The following is a 21,708-nucleotide window of genomic DNA, read 5'->3' as shown; positions in this document are numbered from 1 at the left end:
CATGGACGACCACCAGCTTGCCGAACCCGCCGCGACGCCTGCCACTACGCTCGCCGCCGCGCCTGCCACCGCTACCGCCGCTCCTCCATTTTTGCCCTTCGCCCTGCCCGACATCGGCGAGGAAGAAATCGCCGCCGTGGTTGAATGCCTGCGCTCGGGCTGGGTCACCACCGGCCCCACGGCACGCCGTTTCGAAGCGGCGTTTCGCGACTATCTCGGCGCCGACGTGCAGGCGATCTCGGTCAACTCGGCCACCGCCGGCCTGCACCTGGCGCTGGAGAGCCTGGGCATCGGGCCAGGCGACGAGGTGATCGTCCCGACCCTGACCTTTACCGCCACCGCCGAGGTAGTGCGCTACCTGGGCGCGCAGCCGGTGCTGGTCGACGTCGACGCTGTCACGCTGAACATGGACCCACGCGCCGTCGAGGCGGCCATCACGCCGCGCACCCGTGCCATCGTACCAGTGCACTACGCCGGCATGGCTTGCGACATGGACGCCCTGCTCGCGCTCGCACGGCGCCATGAGTTGCGCGTGGTCGAAGATGCGGCGCACGCCTTTCCGACGCGCTACCGCGGCCGCCTGGTGGGTACGCTCGAGAGCGACATTACCGTTTTCAGCTTCTATGCCAACAAGACCATGACCACCGGCGAAGGCGGCATGGTGGTGGTGCGCGATCCCGAGCTTGCCCGCCGCATTCGCCTGATGCGCCTGCATGGCATCAGCCAGGATGCGTTCGACCGCTATGTCTCGAAGACGCCCGCCTGGTTCTACGAAGTCGTGGCGGCCGGTTTCAAGTACAACCTGACAGATATTGCCGCCGCCATCGGCATCGAACAACTCAAGAAGATCGATCGCTTCCTCGAGCAGCGCCAGCGTCTCGCCGCGCGCTACGACGAAGCCCTGGCAGGACTGCCCCTGGTCCTGCCGCCGCGCCCCGAGGGCGACAGTACCCATGCCTGGCACCTGTACGTGGTGCGCCTGCGCGAGGACGCGGCGCTGCAGCGTGACGAACTCATCGTGCGGCTGTCGGAACTCGGCATCGGTACCAGCGTGCACTTCATTCCCCTGCACCGCCAGCCTTACTGGCGCGACAACTGCGTGTCCGCACCCGAGCGCTTCCCGGTCGCCGAAGCCGCCTTCGGCGCGATGCTGACGCTGCCCCTCTACACCCGCATGACGGACGCCAGCCAGGAGCGCGTCATCCATGCCCTGCATGAGCTGCTGCCATGTTGAAACGTGCCTTCGACGTGTGCGCCGCGACAGTCGGCGTCCTGCTGCTGGTGCCCCTGCTGGCTGTGATCGCGCTCTGGATCCGCCTCGATTCGCTCGGACCGGTATTGTTTCGCCAGGTACGCGTCGGACGGCACGGCGTGCCCTTCGCCATCCTGAAATTCCGCACGATGTCGGCCCAGCCGCAGGTGCAGCCTGGTCCGCAGCCAAACCAGCAACGCCTGCTGACGGTCGGACGCGATCCGCGCATCACACGTGCCGGCCACTTCCTGCGCAAGTACAAGCTCGACGAACTGCCACAGCTGTTCAACGTCATCCACGGCACGATGAGCCTGGTGGGTCCGCGCCCGGAAGTGCCGCGCTATGTCGCCTGCTATCCGGCGCACGAACGCGAGCTGGTGTTGTCAGTCCGGCCGGGGGTGACCGATTGGGCTTCGATCCTGTTCAAGGACGAGAACGCCATCCTGGGGAAGGCGCTCGATCCCGAACAGGCCTACATCGACACCATCCTGCCTACCAAGCTCGAGTATTACCTGCGCTACGTGCGCGAACGGTCGTTCTGGGGCGACATGCGCATCATCCTGGGCACGCTGCGCGCGCTCGCGCGGTGACGAATTTCGCCAAGACCATTGCGCCATGACCGCCTTTTTCCAACTCGGCAACCTGGTGTTGACGCTGCCACTTGCGAGCGCCATCGCCGCCTGGCTGCTGGCGGCGCGTGACTGGCGCGCGGCCGGGTACTGGCTATTGCTGTTCGCGGGCGCGCTGGCGATCGTCGGCACCAGCAAGGTCGCCTTTCTCGGCTGGGGAACCGAAATTCCGGCGCTGCGCTTCCAGGCCTTCAGCGGCCATGCCGCCAGCGCGACCACCGTTTTCCCGGTGCTGCTCTACCTGCTGCTGCAACGCTGGCCGCCACCGGCAGCGCTGGTCGGCGCCGGTGGCGGATTCGCGCTGGGCGCGGCATTGGCGATCGTGCTTGTCGCCACCGGCGAGCACACGGCGGCCGAGGCCTGCGCCGGCTGGATTGTCGGCGCCTTGGCCAGCGGCACCATGATCAGGATTGTACGCACGGCCCGCCAACCCTCGCTGCTGGCGGGCACGGCAGCCGCCCTGGCCGCCTTTATCGCGGTCGGCTGGGTCATGCAGCAGGCACAGGTCGGCTACTGGATGGTCAAGGTGGCCCTGGCCTTGTCCGGCAACCGGACCCCGTTTAGCTGGGACAGCTGCGGCTGACCACGACTTGAGATTTTTCACATTCGACAGGAGAACGAACATGCGTGCCCTTTCCTTCCATTGGCAGCGACAGAGCCAGCTCAGCGAGGATTCGATGCAATCGCTGCTGATGAACTTGCTTCGGGGCGTCGCCTCCTTGCAAGTGGCGGCCGCGCACCTGCGCGCCGAGATCTATCCTGGCCTGCGCAACCTCGATGAACCCGGTATCGCGTACATGGCGCTGGCCTTCTTCACCGGCTTCGCACACCAGGCGGTGATGGTGTTTTTCCTCATCAGCGGCTGGCTGGTCGGGGGCAGCCTGCTCAACAAGATCGGCCAGCCACGCGCCCTGCGCTCGTATGCGATCGACCGCGCAACCCGGCTGTGGACCGTGCTCGTGCCGACCCTGGTCATGATGATCGGCATCGGACTCATCACGGGCGCCGCGACGACCGAGCCGGCCGGTTTCGGCGCGCCAGGCGAGTTCTCGGCCGGTACCTTTGTCGGCAACCTGCTGGGCCTGCAGACGATCGTGGTCGACCGTTTCGGCGGCAACTACCCCCTCTGGAGCCTGGCCAACGAGACCTGGTATTACATCCAGTTTCCGCTGCTGCTGCTGATCTTTACCGGCCGCGGCCTGCTGCAGCAGGCGGCCTGTGCAGCCTTGCTGGCGCTCACGTTTGCATGGCTTCCTTACGTGATGAACCTGTACTTCGGCATCTGGCTGCTGGGCGCCGCCTTTTCCCGCATCCGCGTCGAAAGCACCTTTGCCACCCGCATGCTCCTGCTCTTGATCGCCGTAGGTGTCTCGGTCTACTACCGGATCAATGGTGTGAACGACGACATCCTTCCGGAATCGTTCGGCCAGGACCTGATCTGTACACTGCCGGTCGTGGTCTTGCTGGCCGCGATGCACCAACCAATCGGACCTTCAGTGTTCCTGCAGCGTGTCGGCACCTTCGGCAAATGGCTGTCCGAGTTTTCGTTCACGCTGTACGTGCTCCATATACCGGTCATTTTCCTGTTGCAGCATATCGGCGCCACCCAATTTGGCCGCACTCAGCTCGATCCGGCCAAGGCAAGCGACTTTGCCGTCTATTTCGCCATGCTGGCAATCCTGATGGGAACGAGCTACCTTTCCTATCTCCTGTTCGAGCGCAACACCTACCGCGTACGCCGCTTCGCCAAGCGGCTGCTCCTGCCTTCCGCGCCAAAGCCGGCCAGGCCGATCATCTTCTCCGCCGACTGATCCAGGCACCGCTCCCCGGCATGCGTGCGCCATCGTGCGCATGCCGGGTGACTCGCCGCCAAGGGCTGCGTGCGCGCTTGCGCTACCGGCCCTTTTTTCAATTCCGCGCGACTGGTTACGTCGGTTCGCCTAACGAACGGGCGCACGTCCACGCATCCGGGATGCTGGCCGCACGGGTATATTTCTGCTCGCGGTGCAAGTCGATCTCTTCACTGTCCAGCGCAGGGACGGGCCAGGGCTGCACTTACCTGCCGCTCTCTCTCCAGGGCGCCACACCCGATGTTTCGGCTGCGGCCGCCGCTCCCGCAGGCGTCAAACGCAATCAGCGCTACCCGGTACTAGGCCTTAGCACTCTCATCAGCACGGGTGGCCAGCCCGGCCATGGGACACTGGTTGCAGACGCACACACGCATGCGAAATGTTGGCGTCGGCGTGCCGCGGCGTGGCATGGCATGGCGTGGCCTGCCGTGGCGTGACGGCAGTCTCTGGCAGGAGCCGGGAAGTCCGACATCGACGAAGCGAGCGCGCCGTATCCTTGCGGATGCAGAGACAAGCCACCACGGCCACGCCGGCCCTGGCAACCGGCCGCTCCTGCGCCGGCGCCGGCGCCGGCACCACGCAAGGATGCACGGTGCCGGGCAGTCAACCGTGCCGACGGCAAGACTCAGCGCTCAAAGACTGTGAGGAAAGAAGGAACTGGCGTCGATGCGGGCGCGCATTTGAAGGTAAGCGCTAATGCCAGTCAGCCAAGCCGGCGGCCTGCCTCCGTGCACCAAGCTGTATTGCGAACTTGAAGTCCCCCGGTTCGTAGGGAGACCGGACGGCGGAATTCACGCTGCGCGACACGGTTCAACATTAATCAAAATGCCCTGCAATACGCTCAACTGACGGCATTAAGGCAATTGCGGATTCGCCGTGACCGCCAGGTCGATCACGGCCGGATTGACCTGGATAATAAGGCGGCATGACATGAGCAACACGCTTGCCCCAAAGGCGTGACACCTCGACCGGCGAAGCACACCGGTCGGGCCGACCATCAAGCGACGTAACCGATTTGCGCGGCAGTCGCACCGTATTGCGCAGCGCTCGAGCCGAGCCGCAACGCCATGTCGTTGAAAAGTACGCCCTGCGGCGAAATGCCGGCGTGGTTGAGGCGCTTGACCGATTCGTTGATCTGGCCCTCGGTTGTCACGCCGGCACGCGCGACGATGAACACGGCGCCGGCATGGGCGCCGATAATGAGTGCGTCGGCAACCGACAGCACCGGAGGCGGGTCGAGCAGGACCAGGTCGTAGCGGCTGCTGACCGACTCGAGCAGTGCGCCGAAGTTCAGATGCAGCAGGAATTCGGAGCGGTTCGGCGGCAGCTCGCCAGTGGGAATGAAGTCGAGGTTGTCCATGACGTCGTGGTGGATGATGTCTTCCACCGGCATCGAGCCGATGATCGAACGCGACAAACCACGCTCGCGCCCGATACCGAAATAGCGATGCAGATGGCCGTTGCGCAGGTCGGCATCGATCAGCAACACACGCTTGCCGCTCGATGCCATTACCGCGGCAAAATTGGCGGCGACAAAGGATTTGCCGAGGGCGCGCGTGGGACCGGCGAACATGACGATGTTGTTCTTGAAATGCGGCATCGAGAACTGCAGCGCGGCGCGGAAACTGCGCAGGCTTTCGACAGCCGGATCCTCCGGCATGATCTGGGCCAGCAAGGGCAGTAGCGCCGTTTCGCCGCGCGCCTTGCGCAGCAGCTTGTCCTGGTTGCTGCTGTGCGGAATGGATGCGTAGACGACGCGTGCATTGAGCAGGCGCTCGATCTTTTGCGGGTCGTCGATACCGCCCTGCAAAGCCTTGCGTGCGAACGCGAGCAGCGTCCCCAGGAATAGCCCGGTAATCACGGCCAGTGCGACGATCAGCGGGCGATTCGGCTTGAGCGCCTTTTCCGGGGCGATCGGCGCATCGACCAGGCGCACGTTGCTGACGCGGCCGACGGAAATCAGGCGCAGCTGCTGCGCCGTGTTCGACAGCGCCGTGTAGAGGTCGGTATTGACCTTGATGTCGCGGGTCAGGCGCGCTTCGTCCTGTTCCAGCACGGGCAGGCTCTTGATGCGCGCGGCGATTTCCTCGATCTCGGCGTCGACTTCCTTGCGCTGGCGGTTGATCGCGGCGACGATCGGATGGTCTTCGGTAAACCGGGCCAGCAGCTCGGTTTTCTTTTGCGCCAGCTCGATGCGGCGCGAGCGCGCCGCCGTGGCTTGCGCCAGGCTGACGCGCGCTTCTTCGCGCAGGTCGACGGTGCCGTGCGAATTGCGGAACTGGTTGTAGCGGTCTTCGGACTGCTCGAGCTGGCGCTTCAGGATGGGCAACTGCTTGTTCAGGAAGGCCAGCGATTTTTCCGCCTCTTCGGTCTTGCGCGCCAGGTTCTGACGCATGTATTCGCGGCCGATTTCGCTCAGCAAGGCATTGATGCGCTTGGCGTTCTCGCCCTGCAGCTTGACCTCGATCACGCCCGACTGCTTGCCCTGTTCGGTGATCACCATCGCCGTCTGGATATCCTGGATGGTGCCAAGGCGCGACTTGCGCTTCAGGCGAAAGCGCGCGCCAGGATTGGCATACAGGCGATCGACCTTGATTTCCATCGTGCCCTCGGGCGTCGGTACACGGTAGCGCTGGCCGACCGTGCCGTCGAAAGCGAGGCGCTGGCCGCCGCCCGAGAAGTGGTAGCGGTTGATGCCGCGCGCAGTGATGACGAACTCGCGGTTGAGCCAGCTTTCGGGCACGTCGAAAACCGTGACTTCAGCCTTTTCGCCGCCCCAGATGTAGCCGCCATAGCCGAACAGGCCGGGGGTCGACAGCGCGCCGTTGTTCTGGTTCGCGAACCAGAAGCCGACCACCGGAAAATACTTGGGCTGGACCTCGATGTACAGCTGCAGGTTGTCGACCGCTTGCGAGACCACCATGCGCGAGCGCAGCAGCTCCATCTCGGCAATCGCCGCCTTTTTCGTTTCGAACAGCGAGGATGCCTCGCTCAGGATGTTTTTCGAGGCATTCGGGCTTTCTTCCTCGACGTGAATCATCAGGTTGGCTTCATAGACGGGTTTGGCCACGAGCGCATACAGCACGGCGATCAGCGTGATCAATGCCGTGATGCCGCCGATCAGCCAGCGATTGTCGTACAGGGTGTTGAAATGCCCTTTCAGATCGACCGTCGGCTCGTCGGCAGCCGTGAGCGGCGGACGCGGATCGAAGGGGACGCTCAGGATTGGCGGGCTGTGTGCGACATGGGTCAGCGGCAAGTGGTCGGCGGGTTTGGTCATGGGTGGTCTCCGTGCTCACGGGCGCTTAGGGGCGATTGGTCACACCCACCGCGGAGGTGAGCGCACCAGGGAACAGCAGGCTGAGATGGCGGTTCCAGTTCGCCAGCGGCGAGGCGGCGACGTAGACCACATCCTTCGGCCGCAGCTCGAACGACTCGGCCATGGCGATCGAGCCAGCCAGGCGCGCGTCGAGCTGGAATACGCGCGTCCGCTCGGGCGTCTTGCGCACGACATAGATTTGGCGCGCATCGCCGCTCAGTGGACTGATGCCGCCGGTCTCGCCCAGCGCCTCGTTGAGCGTGAGGCGGCCGTTGTGCATCGTCAGCGCCTTGGGTGTGACGACTTCGCCAGAAACGAAGACCTTGCTTTCTTCGCGCGAGTGCACGCGCACGACGTCGCCCGGCGCCAGCATGACGTTGCCGGGATTGATGCCCTTCTGTACCAGGTCGCGCAGGTTGATGCGGTAGCGCGCGTCGCCGCGTTCGAGCGCGATGCGGCTCTGGTCGGCGGAGGGCAGCAGGCCGCCCGCGCGGTTCAGTGCTTCGACTAGCGTCATTGGAATGTCGTTGATCGGCTGCAGGCCCGGCTGCTTGACCTCGCCGTCGATGTAGACGCGCTTGCTGCGGTAGGACTGGACCCGCAGCGTGATGTTCGGGTTGGCGATGTAGCGCGCCAGCTTTTGCGTGAGCAGCGCCCGCGCCGCTTCCTCGGTGAGTCCTTCGACCGGCAACAGGCCGGCGAACGGAAACTGGATGCGCCCCTGGTGATCGACCACGAAACCGGGCTGCGGGGTGTTCGCGCTGGCGCTGGCATTCGTGCCGCTGGCGTCGGTTGCGGCGGTGGCGGCCGTCATGCCGCCGCCGGCCAGCTCCGGGTGATCCCAGACGACGATCGAGAGCACGTCGCCGCGACCGATGGTGTACGGCGGGGGATTCGGTACCAGCAGGCGCGACAGGTCCTGGTCGCCGCGCTGTGCGTTCGCCGCCTTTTCGGCAGCGATCAATTGTTCGGTAATCATTTCGGTCGGCGGCGGCGGTTCGGCGCTTCCCTTGGTGTCCTCCGAACGAAACTGCAAGCCAGTGGCACAGCCGGCGATTAGCAGCATACCCGCACATGCACTTGCCATGGCGACCGAGCGCCAGCGCAAAATTTCTGTTGGAAAATTCATGACCTTGCCTATGAAATAGACTGCCGTTCTCTTGCTGACTAACTCAGCGTACGGCGTCCGTCACAGGCGACTTTGCTGCATATCAAACGCCAGGCTCAGGCAAGGCCGACCCAGACAGATGCATGTTGGGTGGTCGATCGCTTCATTGCCGGTCGTAAAATCGCAAGGCGTCAGCGCACTTCTTCCAGCAGTTTCAGGGTCTCGGCAAAGGTCCAGATACGGCGGATTTCGACCACGTCGAAGCGCGCCGCCACGTTCGGCGGAAAGGCGGCGTAGCGCGCATTCAGGCGTACGATGCGGCGCACCGCCTCATCGAGATCGGCGCGGCCGCTCGAACGCACGATCGTCACCTCGTCGACGCTGCCGTCGCTGCGCAGGGCTACGCTGACCACGGGGTCGGCGCGTCCCGGTCCGCCAGCGACCTGCATCCCGATGCGGGCGGCATTGCGCTCGATCTTCTGGCGGAAACTGTCCACGTACAGGCGCAGCGGGACGTCGCGCTCGAGCGTATCGAGCACGCGCCGGCGTCCTTCGGCCATCTGCTGGGCCGGGCGCAGCGCGGCCGGCGGCGCGCCGGGAATGTCGATGCCGCGCATCAGTTCGCGCGCCCGGCTTGCCAGCGCACCGCTGCCGAGGTTGCCGCCCGCAGCGCCGTCATCGCCTGCCCCGCTTCCCGGCATAGTCCCCGGCCCACTCCCTGTCCCAGTTCCCGGCGCAGTTCCCGATAAACTGGCGGCACCGCCATCCGCCGGCGCGGCTGACCCCGCAAGCTGGCGCGCACGTTCCGCATCTGCGGCGTCGTGCGCACGCTGGCGCGCCTGCTGGATGGCTTGCTGGCGCGCCAGTTCTTCCTGGACGGCCCGTTGGGCCAATTGCTCGGCCAATTGTTCCGCCTGCTGGAGGCGTGCGCGCTCGTCCTCGGCGCGCTGCCGTGCCAGCCGCTCCCGCTCCTGCGCCTGTTGTTGCACCTGTTCGGCCCGCTGCCGGGCGGCCTCGACTGCGCGTTGCTGCGCCGCTGTCTCCGCAAGGCGGCGCGCCGCGTTTTCGCGCTCGGCCGCAAGGCGCTGCGCGCTTTCCTGCGCCGCCAGCCGTTCGGTTTCACGCGCCGTGGCGCGCGCACGTTCTTCGTCCAGCGCCTGCGCTGCTCGCGCGCTCGCCTGTTCCTCGGCCAGGCGGCGCTGCGCTTCCTGTTCACGAGCCAGGCGCAATTGTTCTTCGCTAATACGACGCGCCTCCATCTCGCGCTGGCTGGCCAGCAGGCGCGCATGCGCCGCGGTTTCCTCACGCTGGCGTCGCAGCTGCTCGACTTCCTGCTCGGCCTGGGCCTGGCGTTGCTGCGCGGCTGCCTGTTCCCGCATGCGGCGTTCTTCCTGCGCGCGCTCGGCGGCGACCCGTTCGGCCGCCAGCCGGCGCGCATGCTCAGCTGCCCGTGCCTGTTCCGCATCGGCCAGCCGGCGTCGCTCCAGCTCGGCAGCTACACGTTGCCGCTCGGCGTCTTGTTCCTGCAACAGCGCCAGCGTCCGTGCCGATTCCTCGGCCATGCGTTGCTCCTCGTCGCCTGCCTTGACCGCCTCATCATCCGCTGGCTGCTCGTCCGGCACGGGTTCCGGCTCGGCCAATGCTACCTCCGGCGCCGACTCAGGTTCGGCGAGCGGCACCTTGAAGGCGGCGTCCGGATTGTCTTGCTGCACGATCACCGGCGACGAGGCCGGCGGCGGTACTGGCCGCTTTACCGGCCGGCGCCGCTTGGCAGGTTTCGCTGCAGCCTGGACCGGCGGCGGTGGCGGCGCCATCGGTACCGGGTCGACCACGCGGAAACCGGAGCCTGGCGCGTCGGCTGGCGGCAGCGGTGCAGGAGGCGATGTTTCGGCAACGGATGGCGCAGGGGGCGAAGGCAATACCGCAGGTACGTCAGGAAAAGATGACGCCGGCGAGGGCGCCAGGCTGACGGCGATCGGACGGCCACTTCCTGCCAGCTTGCCCGGCAATCCGAACTGGATCGACAGGATGAGCACGTGCACGAGCGCGGACAGCAGCAAGCCGACCACCATCCGGCGCGTGGCGAGGTCGGGCACGGCTGGCTGAGCGGTCGTCATGCGGGCGTGCCTGATATGGATGAGCTGACAGCATAGCCGGTTCTGAACGAGCACGTGCGCACGCTAGCAATTGGCGCCGCAGTGGACGATACTGGTCGAAGCCCTGACACCCATGGAGGCAGCCGTATGCACGCAGGTTTCATTTTTGCAACAGGGATCGAGAACAGCAATCCCACCATCAATGGCGGCCGTGTCCGCATGGACGAGCTCGAGAAGTGCGGCCACTACAAGCACTGGAAGCTTGATTTCGACCTGGTGCAGGAACTCGGCCTGCAGGTGCTGCGCTACGGCCCGCCCCTGCACCGCACCCTGCTCGGTCCCAACCGTTACGACTGGGAATTTGCCGACCTTGCCTTTGCCGACCTGCGCCGCCGCAACATCGCGCCCATCGTCGATCTTTGCCACTTCGGCGTACCCGACTGGATCGGCAACTTCCAGAATCCGGATTTCCCCGCGCTGTTTGCGGATTACGCCGCCGCCTTTGCACGGCGTTATCCTTGGGTACAGCTGTACACGCCGATCAACGAAATGTGGATCTGCGCGGTGTTTTCGACCCTGTACGGCTGGTGGAACGAGCAATTGCGCACCGATGCCGCGTTCGTGAACGCGATCAAGCACCTGGTCAAGGCGAACATCCTGGCCATGCATGCGATCATCAAAGTCCGGCCGGACGCCCTCTTCATCCAGAGCGAATCGACCGAATATTTCCACGCCGAGTCGCCCGACGCCATCGGTCCCGCCGAAATGAACAATGCACGCCGCTTTCTCGCGCTCGACCTGAACTACGGCCGGCGCGTCGATTCCGACATGTACGAATACCTGCTGGACAATGGGATGACGCGCGAGGAATACCATTTTTTCCTGCAGCACAATCTCAAGCATCACTGCATCATGGGCAACGATTACTACCAGACCAACGAACATTATGTCTCGGCGGATGGCATGACGCGCGCTGCAGGCGAAATCTTTGGCTACGCGGTCATTACTCACCAGTATTACAACCGCTACCGCCTGCCCGTGATGCACACGGAAACCAACCTGTGCCAGGGGCCGAGCGGCGACGAAGCGGTGTATTGGCTGAAGAAGGAATGGGCGAACGTGCTACGGGTGCGCAACAACGGGGTGCCGCTGATCGGCTTCACCTGGTATTCGCTCACCGACCAGGTCGATTGGGACAGCGCGCTGCGCGTCAACAACGGCAACGTCAACGCACTCGGCCTGTTCGACCTCGACCGCAAGATCCGCCCGGTCGGGGTTGCTTACCGGGAGCTGGTCAAGGCGTGGGAAGCGGTATTGCCGACCAAGAGCATCTGCCTGCAGGTGCCGGTCGTGATGCCGCACGAATTCGGCGGCGAGATCACCTCGCTCGATCCCGAGTCGCCGGCCAGCGGGGCGATCGGGGGTTAGCGCTGGCGCGGCGTGAATGTATAGGTGTCGCCGTGCGCCAGGTAGACCACGCTTTCCTCCAGCCCGGCGGCCTTGACCTCGCGCGCGAAGTCGGCGAGCGGGGACTTGAAGACGTCATAGTCGTTGTAATGGATCGGGATCGTCTTCTTTGGCTTGACGATCTGCATCATCTGGACGCCATCCTTGCCGTCCATCGTCACCTTGAACACACCCAGGATGCGGGTGCCGCCGAGGTGCAGCAGGGCCAGGTCGATGCCCGGGAAGCGCTGCGGAATGTTGTGGATGTCGTCGTAGACCAGGGTGTCGCCGCTGATGTACATGCGGTAATCGGGCGTATCGGGCGTCGGGCCGAAATCGAGCACGCTGCCCATCACCTTCGGCAACAGCACCGCAACGCCGGCGGCGCCATGCCGTCCCGGCACCGAGGTCACACGCAGGCGCGTGTCGCCCTTCGTGACTTCGAGCCGGTCCCATTCCGACAGTGCGAAGCGTTGCTGGAAGCCGAGGCGCTTGAGCTTTTCGGTCGCTTCGCGGGTGGAGACGATCGGTGTGTTGCGGTTCAGCCGCTCCTGCACCAGCTTGTCGAAGTGGTCGTCGTGCATGTGCGACAGGATCACCAGGTCGATCGGCGGCAGCTTGTCGAAATCGATGGCCGGATTGGTCTGGCGCTGCGAGGTGAGTCCGTAGCCAAGGTGGACGTGGTCGCCCTTGTGCAGGAAATTCGGATCGGTCATGATGGTCAGTCCGCGGTAGCGGATGAGCACGGTCGCGGTGCCGATGAACTGGACGGTGCCCGTCTGCGCGCTCGCCGCTGCCGACTCGCCAGCGGGGAGTTTGAGGGTGAAGGTGTCGCCCGGCGCCTGGTTCTGCACTTGGCCCTGGGCCTGGGCCGGACCCGCAAACGCCATGCCAAACGCGGCCAGCAAGGCAGCACATCCCAGCAGACGATGAACACGCATACGCACTCCATAATTGGACGAGCCCGCCAGACGCAGGCCAACAGTATGGGAGACGTTAACATAAAGACCATCCCAGCGTCGCTCGTTTCCAAACAGACAACAAATACCGACACACACGGAAATTCGACGTCAAAACTTGGGTTCCCGAGCGCAACGCAGAGCGATATACTCCAACAGCTTTGCTACTTCATCAACTATCTGAACGCTCACGCGCCCCGTCCATGCTCCTGTCCAAACGCCTGCTTCCCCGCATCCTCTCCGGCCTCTTCGGCCTGGCCCTGCCGTTCGCCGCCGGCGCCGCTCCCGTGCCGCCCGATGCCGCGCCCGTGCTCGAGCGCATCTCGGCCGCGGCGATGCGCGGCAACCTCTCCTTCCTGGCTTCGGATGCGCTCGAAGGCCGCGGCACACCCTCGCGCGGACTCGACATCGCCGCCGAATTCATCGCCTCGCAGTTCCGCGCCGCCGGCCTCGAGCCGCTGGGCGACGATGGCTATTTCCAGACAGCGGACTGGAACCTGATCGATCCGAAGCGCGCCAAGAACCCGCCCGCCACCCCGGCTGCTCCAGTAAAAGTGCGCAACGTGGTCGGCATCCTGCGTGGTTCCGATCCCGCGTTGAAGGATACCTATGTCCTGGTGACCGCACACTACGACCACGTCGGCCTGAAACCGGGCCAGGGCGACGGCATCTTCAACGGCGCCAACGACGACGGCAGCGGGACGGTCTCGGTGATCGAGCTGGCCAAGGCGTTCAGCACCAACAAGGTGCGGCCCAAGCGCAGCATCGTCTTCATGACGGTATTCGGCGAAGAACACGGCCTGGTCGGCTCGCGCTATTACGGCGCCAACCCGCTGGTGCCGATCGAAAAGACCATTGCCGGCATCAATTTGGAACAGGTCGGACGCACCGACGACAACGAGGGCGCCCAGGTGCGCGCGTTTGGCGTGACCGGCTTCGACTTCTCGGACGTTGGCAACATCCTGAAGGCAGCGGGCGACGATACCGGCATCCGCGTCTGGAAACACCCGGTCAACAGCGACAAGTATTTTGCCCACAGCGACAACCAGGCCCTGGCCGACCAGGGCATACCGTCGCACACGGTCAGCGTCGCCTACGCCTTCCCCGACTACCACGGCGCCGGCGATCACTGGGACAAGATCGACTACGACAACATGGCCGCGGTCGACCGTACCGTCGCGCTGGCGATCTGGACGATTGCGAACGGCAGCACGGCGCCGCAGTGGAATGCCAAGAATCCGAAGGCAAGCAAGTATCTCGGCATCTGGCAGGGACGCAACGCGAAGTAAGGGGCAAAGGGCGCGACAGGCGCCCTTTTTTCTGCCCACGACACCGGTGAATTTTGCAGGAACTGCGAGCTGGCTAACGGACTGAGGCGACACGCGCGCCGACAATACCTCCATCACAGCGGAGGCCCGATGGCAACAGTACGACACACATTCAACACGACAGTACCCGCTTCCGCCGAGGAAGTCTGGGCCTGGTCGACGTCGATCAAAGGCATCAAGGCCGAAATGTGGCCCGTCCTGAAGATCACTTTTCCGAAGGGCATGACCCACATCGGCGAGGACACCACCCTCGACAAGCCGCTGTGCCGCTGCCAGTTCCTGCTGCTCGGACTGTTTCCGATCGATATGTCGAAGCTGACATTTTCCGAGATCGAGCCGGGACGCCGCTTCGTCGAGCAATCACCGCTACTGTCGATGCGTTCCTGGCGCCACGAACGGATCATCACGCCGACGGCGGGCGGGACATTGGTGACCGACAACCTCACCTTCAAGCCGCGCGTGGCGGGGCCAATCGTGGGCTGGTTCGTAAAACTGTTTTTCCAGCATCGGCATGCGGTGCTGGCGAAGTCGTTTGCCAAGGGGGCGGCAAAGCCGGCGCCGAAAGCGGCGGTCTGACAGCGAGGGCAGTATGGAGTTGTCGTATTCACTGGCCTGCCCAGCTGGGTTCGAACCAGCGACCCTCAGCTTAGAAGGCTGATGCTCTATCCAACTGAGCTATGGGCAGAGAGAGATGCGTCGACGAAAATCGATGCAGAAATGAAAACGGGCCGTCGAAGACGGCCCGTTCGTAATACCTTGGTCGGAGTACAAGGATTCGAACCTTGGACCCCCTGGTCCCAAACCAGGTGCGCTACCGGGCTGCGCTACACTCCGAATACACCCATTTTACTATCGCGCCGGTGCTGCGTCAATGCGGGCAGCACCAGGCCGTGCAATTAAAGCGCTCCGGAGCTCAGGCGGCGAGCTTGTCGGCAATACGGCGCGCCATGCTGTCGGCGATTTCCGCGTTTTTCGCTTCGACCATCACGCGGATCAGCGGCTCGGTGCCCGAGGCGCGGATCAGCACGCGGCCGCTGTCGCCCAGTTCGCGTTCGACCGCTTCCTTCTCCGCCACCATGGCGGCATCCTTGGTCCAGTCGAAACCCGGGCTGACGCGCTTGTTGATCAAGGTTTGTGGATAGAGCTGCAGCTCGGCGCAGCAGGCTTCCAGCGATTTGCCGCTGCGCTTCAGGGCCGACAGCACCTGCAGCGAGGACACGATGCCATCGCCGGTGGTGTGCTTGTCCAGCGCCAGCAGGTGGCCGGAGCCCTCCCCACCCAGGATCCAGCCGCGTTCCTGCATGACTTCGAGCACGTAGCGGTCGCCGACCTTGGCGCGGGCAAAACCGATGCCGAGTTCCTTGAACGCCACTTCCAGCGCCATGTTAGTCATCAGGGTGCCGACCGCCCCTGCCACCGGGCCGGTCGACATGCGGTCGCGCACCATCAGGTACAGCAATTCGTCACCGTTGTAGACGCGGCCGGTGGCGTCGACCATGATCAGGCGGTCGGCGTCGCCGTCGAGGGCGATGCCGAGGTCGGCCTTGTGTTCGACCACGGCGGCGGACAGCGCTTTCGGTGCGGTGGCGCCGAAGCCGGCATTGATGTTGAAGCCATCGGGCGAGGCGCCGATCGAGATCACTTCCGCGCCCAGCTCGTGGAACACGTGCGGTGCGATGTTGTAGGCGGCGCCATGTGCGCTGTCGACGACGATTTTTAAACCGCGCAAGTCGAGTTCATTCGGGAAGGTACTCTTGCAAAATTCAATGTAGCGGCCCTGGGCGTCGCGCAGGCGCGTGGCGCGTCCAAGCTTGTCGGAGGGCACGCAGGACATCGGCTGGTCGATCGCTTCTTCGATGGACAGTTCGACGCTGTCGGGCAACTTGGTGCCATGTGCGGAAAAGAACTTGATGCCGTTGTCCTGGAACGGATTGTGCGAAGCCGAGATCACGACGCCGGCCTGCAGGCGCAGTGCGCGCGTCAGGTAGGCGATCGCAGGCGTCGGCATCGGGCCGGCCAGCATCACGTCGACGCCGGCGGCGGAAAAGCCCGCTTCGAGCGCCGCTTCGAGCATGTAACCGGAAATGCGGGTGTCCTTGCCGATCAACACGGTCGGGCGGCTGCCACTGGCGTAATCCTTGGCCAGTACCATGCCGGCAGCGTAGCCGAGGCGCATCACGAAGTCAGGCGTGATCGGTGCAACACCGACCTGGCCACGAACGCCATCCGTACCGAAATATTTGCGTGCCATGCTTGTTCTCTTTTATAAATGAAACGATTAATTTGTCATCTCTGACTTCGTACTGCTGAGAAGATGCGACTAAGCAACGGTCGCCGCGCGCCAGACCTTCAGCGCATCGACCGTCTCCGCAACATCATGAACCCGCAGGATTTTAGCGCCATGCGCGACCGCAGCCAAGGCGCCAGCAATGCTTCCAGGCAATCTTTCTTCGACCGGGCGTCCGGTGATGGCTCCGATCATCGACTTGCGCGACAAGCCGATCAGCACCGGCAGACCGAGTTCCTGCTCGATACGGGCGGTTGCGCGCAGCAAGGCGTAATTGTGTTCGACCGTCTTGCCGAAGCCGAGCCCCGGATCGAGGCAGATGCGCTCGCGCTCGATCCCGGCCGCCAGCAGTGCCTCGACACGTTCGCGCAGGAAATCGATCACCTCGCGCACCACGTCGGTGTAGACCGGCTGGGCCTGCATATCCTGGGGCGTTCCCTGCATGTGCATGATGCACAGGCCGCAGTCGCTGTCTTTTACGGCCTCGATCGCACCGGGCGCGCGGAAACCGTTGATGTCGTTGATCATGTCTGCACCGGCAATAATCACTTCGCGCATCACTTGGGGCTTGCAGGTATCGACCGACAGCGCGCGCCCCAGTCCCTGCAATGCGTACACGGCCGGCATCACGCGGCGCAGCTCTTCCTCGACAGGAACACTGGGTGAACCCGGCCGGGTCGACTCGCCGCCGATGTCGATCAGGTCGACGCCATCGGTCGCCATGGCCTCGGCCCTGGCGATGGCGAACTCGAGCGTGCCGTAACGGCCGCCATCGGAAAAGGAATCGGGCGTGACGTTGAGGATGCCCATGACGAGCGGGCGCTGTTCCAGCCGGAAGCTGAAGCGGCCGCATTGCAGCAGTTGACGCATAAAAATGAAGTGAGAAGAAGTGAAGGACGCCCGATGTCTGCCTGATTCGACAGCAGATCGCTTTAACAGCTCGTTAACGCGCAAAAGACATCCACAAGGATGCCTTTTGCTCCAGAGTTGCTACGCGATCAAGGCGCTATGACCATCAGGCCGGTGCCGGGGCGTTGGTGGCAACGCCACCCGAACCGCTGTCGCCAGGCGGCGTGCGCTTGGTCAGCAGGCCCGCCTTCGGTGCGCGTGGCTCCTTGCCGGCCATGATGTCGTTGATCTGCTCGGCATCGATGGTTTCCCACTCGAGCAGGGCCTTGGTCATCATTTCGACCTTTTCGCGGTTCTCTTCTAGCAGGCGACGCGCCAGTGCGTACTGGGTGTCGAGGATGGCGCGGATTTCCGCGTCGACCTTTTGCTGGGTCGCTTCCGAGATGGTCTTGGTGGCGCCGCCGAAGAAGCCTTCGTTCTCGCTATCCTCGTAGACCATCACGCCCATGCTTTCCGACATGCCGAAACGGGTGACCATCGAACGCGCTAGCTTGGTCGCACGCGAGAAGTCGTTCGAGGCACCGGTCGACATCTGGCCAACAAAAATCTCTTCGGCGATACGGCCACCGAACAGGATCGAGATTTCTTCCAGCATCTTGTCCTTGTAGCCAGACAGTGCGTCGTGCTCCGGCAGCTGCCAGGTCAGGCCGAGGGCAAAGCCGCGCGGCATGATCGTGACCTTGTGCACCGGATCCGCCTTTGGCAGCAGCTTGGCGATCACCGCGTGGCCCGACTCGTGGTAAGCCGTGTTGCGGCGCTCTTCTTCGCGCATGACCATCGACTTGCGTTCCGGACCCATGTAGATCTTGTCCTTGGCATCCTCGAAGTCGCCCATCTCGACCAGGCGCTTGTTGCGGCGTGCGGCGAACAGGGCTGCTTCGTTGACCAGGTTGGCGAGATCCGCACCCGAGAAGCCAGGCGTACCGCGGGCCAGGATGTCGGCCTTGACGTCGGCACCGATCGGCACTTTGCGCATGTGCACGTTCAGGATCTGTTCGCGGCCGCGGATGTCCGGCAGGCCCACCATCACCTGGCGGTCGAAACGGCCCGGACGCAGCAGCGCTTTATCGAGCACGTCGGCGCGGTTGGTGGCGGCGATCACGATCACGCCGGAGGTGGCTTCGAAACCGTCCATCTCGACCAGCAGCTGGTTCAGCGTCTGTTCGCGTTCGTCGTTGCCGCCCCCCATGCCGGCGCCGCGGTGGCGGCCGACGGCGTCGATCTCGTCGATGAAGATGATGCAAGGCGAATGCTTTTTCGCGTTCTCGAACATGTCGCGCACGCGGGATGCACCCACGCCGACGAACATCTCGACGAAGTCGGAACCGGAGATCGAGAAGAACGGCACTTTCGCTTCGCCGGCAATGGCACGCGCCAGCAGGGTTTTACCGGTACCCGGAGGACCGACCATCAGCACGCCACGCGGAATGCGGCCGCCCAGCTTCTGGAACTTGGTCGGGTCTTTCAGGAAGTCGACGATTTCGCTGACTTCTTCTTTCGCTTCGTCGCAACCGGCGACGTCGGCGAAGGTGACGCTGTTATTGGTTTCATCGAGCATGCGCGCCTTCGACTTGCCGAAGGAGAAAGCGCCGCCCTTGCCGCCGCCCTGCATCTGGCGCATGAAGAACACCCAGACGCCGATCAGGAGCAGCATCGGGAACCAGGAGATGAACACTTGCTGCAGGAACGAAGGCTCTTCGGGCGGCTTGACGTCGAAGCGCACGCCGTTTTCGCGCAGGTCGCCAATCAGGCCGCGGTCGAGCATGGTGGCGGTGGCGCGTACCTTGGTGTCGTCGGTGCGGGTGGCGGTAATGTTGGCGCCTTCGATCACGACATCCTTGACGCGGCGCGCTTTCACATCGTCGAGCAGCTCGGAATAAGCGATGGTCTTGCTGCCACCGGTAGGGCTATGGTTGTCGAACTGCTTGAACAGCATGAACAACAGCAGTGCGACCACCACCCAGATGGCAGATTTGGAAAACATATTATTCACGAAAACTCCTCCGATGCGGATCGCACCAATACCAATTTGAGATTGCCGATTTACTTGCGATTCTACTCGCGATTTTACTAGCAGCAAGCGGGGCGTGCCAGGCACAAGCCGACATGATGCCATATCGCCACCGTTTGGACCTCGACAAGCGCGCAAACGGGTGTGTCGCGCCACGCAGGCGAGGCACCACGCCGTCCATGTGCGGCTATCGGCTCAAATATCAAGGGCCGGATCGGTATCGAGCGCGGATTTATACGCCACCGGATTCTTAAGACCGCGTCCAAGCAGGAAAATTTCCGAGGATTTGTCGCGGCTTGCCTTTGGCTTGATCTGTTTGACGGTTTTGAACTCGGTACGGAACTTCTCGACGATCTGCGTGAAGCCCATATCCTTGAAGCACTTGACCAACAATGCGCCGCTCGGCTTGAGGTGCATTTGCGAAAACTCAACCGCGAGATCGATCAAATGTTCCATGCGCGCGGCGTCGGCCGTCGGAATACCCGACAGATTGGGCGCCATGTCCGACAATACAAGGTCGGTCTTGCGGCCTTCGAGCACGGCGGCTAGTTGGTCCAATACAACATCTTCGCGGAAATCGCCCTGGATGTAATGCACGTCGGCCACCGGTTCCATCGGCAGGATGTCGAGGCCGATGATGGTGCCGTTGATGCCCCCGCCCTCTTTTCCGGCGAGCTTGCGGCGCGTGTACTGCGCCCAGCTGCCTGGCGTGCAGCCGAGGTCGACAATGACCTGGCCCGGCTTGATGAGTTTTTCCGCTTCGTCGATTTCTTTCAGCTTGTAGGCGGCACGGGCGCGGAACCCGTCTTTCTGCGCCTGCTTCACGTAGGGGTCGTTAATATGGTCGTGTAACCAGTTTTGGTTGGATTTGTTCTTGGCCATTCGCGTAGAATACTGCTTTTATAGGTACATCAAAAAATTATTATGCTTACACTTACACCCGGCGAACGTAGCGCCTTGCGTGCGGAAGCCCATGGCCTGAAGCCTGTGGTCATGATTGGCGAATCGGGCCTGACCGAATCCGTCATGAAGGAAATCGCCGGCAGCCTCGATGCGCACGGCCTGATCAAGGTCCGCGTCTTCGGCGACGACCGCGAAGCGCGCGTCGCCATGTACGAACAAATCTGCGGCGAACTCGACGCAGCGCCGGTCCAGCACATCGGCAAGCTGCTGGTCCTGTACCGCCCGAAAGTCGAAGCGGTCAAGGAACGCAGCAGCAAGTCCGGCAAGGGCATGCGCGAAGTCACCATCGTCAAGGCCAGCGCCAGCGGCACCAAGAAGCCGAGCGTCACCAAGGTCATGATCAAGGGGAACGAACGCGTCACCGCCGGCGGCAACATCAAGCGCGCCAAACCGCGCCAGGCCAGCACCAAGAAGAATGCACTGAACAAGTAATCAACAAAAACCGGAGCGATGTCTCCGGTTTTTTTTTCGCATGTGGCGGTCCGCGACGGTGGAACGACGCGCACGATCAGACCGCGCGCGCACGAGTGCGCACCCTACCGGGACTTCACCACCAGCACGGCCGCCAGCACGCCTTCGATCAAGTGGAACAGCTGCGAGACGCCGTGCATGACCGCGAATTGCGTCCACATGGGCGAGGCGCGCACGCCGGCCGGCCCGGCCGCTTCGCGCAGCGCCGCCATCGCCGGCTGCAGGCCGACGAACATCACCAGCGCGCAGGCCAGCATCGCCAGCACCAGCAGGTTCAGGAAGCGCCGCCGCCCTGCTGCGAGATCAGGCGAGACGCGCACCAGCACCAGCATCACCAGCGCACAGGCAATGCTGATCCAGGCCAGGCGGCGCAAGAAGCTTCCCACGATGTCGCCCGCCAGCGGACCGCTGACGATGCCGAACACCGCCGGCGCGGCGATATAGCCGAGCACCCACAGGGCGCCCGCCCACAGCGCCGCCACCAGCACCCGTGCCGCCGGCAGCCGCGCGGTCAATGGCGTCATCAGACGTAGCGTACTTCGAGGATTTCGTATTCGCGCGGGCCGGACGGCGCCTGCACTTCGACCACGTCGCCGGCGTACTTGCCGATCAGGGCGCGCGCGATTGGCGAGGTGACCGAGACCTTGTTGACTTTGATGTCGGCTTCGTCGAGGCCGACGATCTGGTAGCTGACCTTCTGGCCCGACTCCAGGTCTTCGAGGTCGACGGTCGAGGCGAAGACGACGCGGCCTTCGGCGTCGAGCGTGGCCGGATCGATGATCTGGGCGGCGCTCAGTTTGCCTTCGAGTTCGGCGATGCGGCCTTCGACAAAGGCCTGGCGTTCCTTGGCGGCGTCGTACTCGGCGTTCTCCGACAGGTCGCCGTGCGAGCGCGCTTCGGCGATCGCGTCGATGACGATGCGGCGTTCCTTGGTTTTCAGCTGGTGCAGCTCCTGCTTCAGGAGTTCGGCACCGTACTTGGTCAATGGGATCGTATTGTTCATAAATCTCTGCTTATCGAATTCGTGGACGTACAAGCGAAAACCACAGAGGCGCGCGACACAAGCCGCGCGAACTCTGT

Annotated in this window: 18 protein-coding genes and 2 tRNA genes; 8 read left to right on the top strand and 12 right to left on the bottom strand. The window is 63.7% G+C overall.

Annotation, left to right across the window (positions count from 1 at the left end):
• The first annotated feature begins 1 nt into the window (after nucleotide 1).
• From IFT60_RS16570 to IFT60_RS16555, 4 genes are read left to right on the top strand one after another with little or no spacing between them, the layout of a single operon-like run.
• Nucleotides 2-1,234 carry a DegT/DnrJ/EryC1/StrS family aminotransferase gene (locus IFT60_RS16570; protein ID WP_192053497.1) on the top strand — a complete coding sequence of 411 codons (1,233 nt, stop codon included), beginning with the start codon at nucleotides 2-4 and terminating at the stop codon, nucleotides 1,232-1,234.
• A complete protein-coding gene (locus IFT60_RS16565) occupies nucleotides 1,228-1,842 on the top strand; it encodes a sugar transferase (RefSeq protein WP_192053495.1) in 615 nt (204 codons plus the stop codon). Before IFT60_RS16570 ends, IFT60_RS16565 begins: the two co-directional genes overlap by 7 nt.
• A gap of 25 nt (nucleotides 1,843-1,867) precedes the next feature.
• Nucleotides 1,868-2,464 (top strand): phosphatase PAP2 family protein, encoded by a 597-nt coding sequence (locus IFT60_RS16560; RefSeq protein WP_192053493.1) that lies wholly within the window; start codon nucleotides 1,868-1,870, stop codon nucleotides 2,462-2,464.
• Between the two features lie 40 nt (nucleotides 2,465-2,504).
• Entirely contained in the window at nucleotides 2,505-3,692 is a 1,188-nt protein-coding gene (locus IFT60_RS16555) for an acyltransferase family protein (protein WP_192053491.1), read from the top strand.
• A 1,036-nt stretch (nucleotides 3,693-4,728) separates the two neighbouring features.
• Here the strand turns inward: IFT60_RS16555 and IFT60_RS16550 are convergent.
• The 3 genes from IFT60_RS16550 to IFT60_RS16540 form a co-directional block, all read right to left on the bottom strand.
• Nucleotides 4,729-7,011 carry a succinoglycan biosynthesis protein ExoP gene (locus tag IFT60_RS16550; protein ID WP_192053489.1) on the bottom strand — a complete coding sequence of 761 codons (2,283 nt, stop codon included), beginning with the start codon at nucleotides 7,009-7,011 and terminating at the stop codon, nucleotides 4,729-4,731.
• 25 nt (nucleotides 7,012-7,036) lie between these two features.
• Entirely contained in the window at nucleotides 7,037-8,086 is a 1,050-nt protein-coding gene (locus IFT60_RS16545) for a polysaccharide biosynthesis/export family protein (RefSeq protein WP_229510927.1), read from the bottom strand.
• A gap of 263 nt (nucleotides 8,087-8,349) precedes the next feature.
• Nucleotides 8,350-10,275 (bottom strand): TonB family protein, encoded by a 1,926-nt coding sequence (locus tag IFT60_RS16540; RefSeq protein WP_192053487.1) that lies wholly within the window; start codon nucleotides 10,273-10,275, stop codon nucleotides 8,350-8,352.
• 126 nt (nucleotides 10,276-10,401) lie between these two features.
• On the opposite strand from IFT60_RS16540, the gene IFT60_RS16535 reads away from it, so the two are divergent.
• The gene (locus IFT60_RS16535; RefSeq protein ID WP_192053485.1) at nucleotides 10,402-11,682 is read left to right on the top strand and encodes a family 1 glycosylhydrolase; all 1,281 of its coding nucleotides are present in this window, start codon (nucleotides 10,402-10,404) and stop codon (nucleotides 11,680-11,682) included.
• Here the strand turns inward: IFT60_RS16535 and IFT60_RS16530 are convergent.
• Complete coding sequence (locus tag IFT60_RS16530; RefSeq protein ID WP_229510925.1) at nucleotides 11,679-12,641, bottom strand: MBL fold metallo-hydrolase; 963 nt, start codon at nucleotides 12,639-12,641, stop codon at nucleotides 11,679-11,681. The genes IFT60_RS16535 and IFT60_RS16530 overlap by 4 nt on opposite strands.
• Before the next feature lie 221 nt (nucleotides 12,642-12,862).
• Between IFT60_RS16530 and IFT60_RS16525 the strand changes: the two genes are divergently transcribed.
• Complete coding sequence (locus IFT60_RS16525; protein ID WP_192053483.1) at nucleotides 12,863-13,948, top strand: M28 family peptidase; 1,086 nt, start codon at nucleotides 12,863-12,865, stop codon at nucleotides 13,946-13,948.
• A gap of 129 nt (nucleotides 13,949-14,077) precedes the next feature.
• Nucleotides 14,078-14,563 (top strand): Rv1443c family protein, encoded by a 486-nt coding sequence (locus IFT60_RS16520; protein WP_192053481.1) that lies wholly within the window; start codon nucleotides 14,078-14,080, stop codon nucleotides 14,561-14,563.
• Nucleotides 14,564-14,595: 32 nt separating this feature from the next.
• On the opposite strand, the gene IFT60_RS16515 is transcribed toward IFT60_RS16520, so the two are convergent.
• The 6 genes from IFT60_RS16515 to IFT60_RS16490 all read right to left on the bottom strand — a co-directional run bounded on the left by IFT60_RS16515 (nucleotide 14,596) and on the right by IFT60_RS16490 (nucleotide 20,076).
• Nucleotides 14,596-14,672, bottom strand: a tRNA-Arg gene (locus tag IFT60_RS16515).
• A gap of 72 nt (nucleotides 14,673-14,744) precedes the next feature.
• A tRNA-Pro gene (locus tag IFT60_RS16510) sits at nucleotides 14,745-14,821 on the bottom strand.
• Between the two features lie 79 nt (nucleotides 14,822-14,900).
• Nucleotides 14,901-16,238: a phosphoglucosamine mutase gene (gene glmM / locus IFT60_RS16505; protein ID WP_192053479.1), complete on the bottom strand. Its 1,338-nt coding sequence runs from the start codon at nucleotides 16,236-16,238 to the stop codon at nucleotides 14,901-14,903.
• A gap of 69 nt (nucleotides 16,239-16,307) precedes the next feature.
• Nucleotides 16,308-17,144, bottom strand: coding sequence for a dihydropteroate synthase (folP, locus tag IFT60_RS16500; RefSeq protein WP_192053477.1), 837 nt, complete (start codon nucleotides 17,142-17,144; stop codon nucleotides 16,308-16,310).
• 145 nt (nucleotides 17,145-17,289) lie between these two features.
• Nucleotides 17,290-19,176: an ATP-dependent zinc metalloprotease FtsH gene (ftsH, locus tag IFT60_RS16495; RefSeq protein ID WP_192053475.1), complete on the bottom strand. Its 1,887-nt coding sequence runs from the start codon at nucleotides 19,174-19,176 to the stop codon at nucleotides 17,290-17,292.
• Between the two features lie 213 nt (nucleotides 19,177-19,389).
• Nucleotides 19,390-20,076: an RlmE family RNA methyltransferase gene (locus tag IFT60_RS16490; protein ID WP_192053473.1), complete on the bottom strand. Its 687-nt coding sequence runs from the start codon at nucleotides 20,074-20,076 to the stop codon at nucleotides 19,390-19,392.
• Between the two features lie 42 nt (nucleotides 20,077-20,118).
• Here IFT60_RS16490 and yhbY point away from each other — a divergent pair, with 42 nt between their 5' ends.
• Nucleotides 20,119-20,589, top strand: coding sequence for a ribosome assembly RNA-binding protein YhbY (gene yhbY, locus IFT60_RS16485; protein WP_192053471.1), 471 nt, complete (start codon nucleotides 20,119-20,121; stop codon nucleotides 20,587-20,589).
• Between the two features lie 104 nt (nucleotides 20,590-20,693).
• On the opposite strand, the gene IFT60_RS16480 is transcribed toward yhbY, so the two are convergent.
• Both IFT60_RS16480 and greA read right to left on the bottom strand, forming a co-directional pair.
• On the bottom strand, nucleotides 20,694-21,152 hold the full coding sequence (locus tag IFT60_RS16480) for a DUF4149 domain-containing protein (protein WP_192053469.1): 459 nt from the start codon (nucleotides 21,150-21,152) through the stop codon (nucleotides 20,694-20,696).
• Nucleotides 21,152-21,631 (bottom strand): transcription elongation factor GreA, encoded by a 480-nt coding sequence (gene greA, locus IFT60_RS16475; protein WP_192053467.1) that lies wholly within the window; start codon nucleotides 21,629-21,631, stop codon nucleotides 21,152-21,154. The genes IFT60_RS16480 and greA overlap by 1 nt, the downstream gene beginning before the upstream one ends.
• Between the last annotated feature and the right edge of the window lie 77 nt (nucleotides 21,632-21,708).

This window comes from Massilia sp. CFBP 13721, from assembly GCF_014842025.1.
Lineage (GTDB): Bacteria > Pseudomonadota > Gammaproteobacteria > Burkholderiales > Burkholderiaceae_D > Telluria.
The sequence above is the reverse complement of the archived record's forward strand: the minus strand, read 5'-3'. Positions and strand labels throughout refer to the sequence as shown.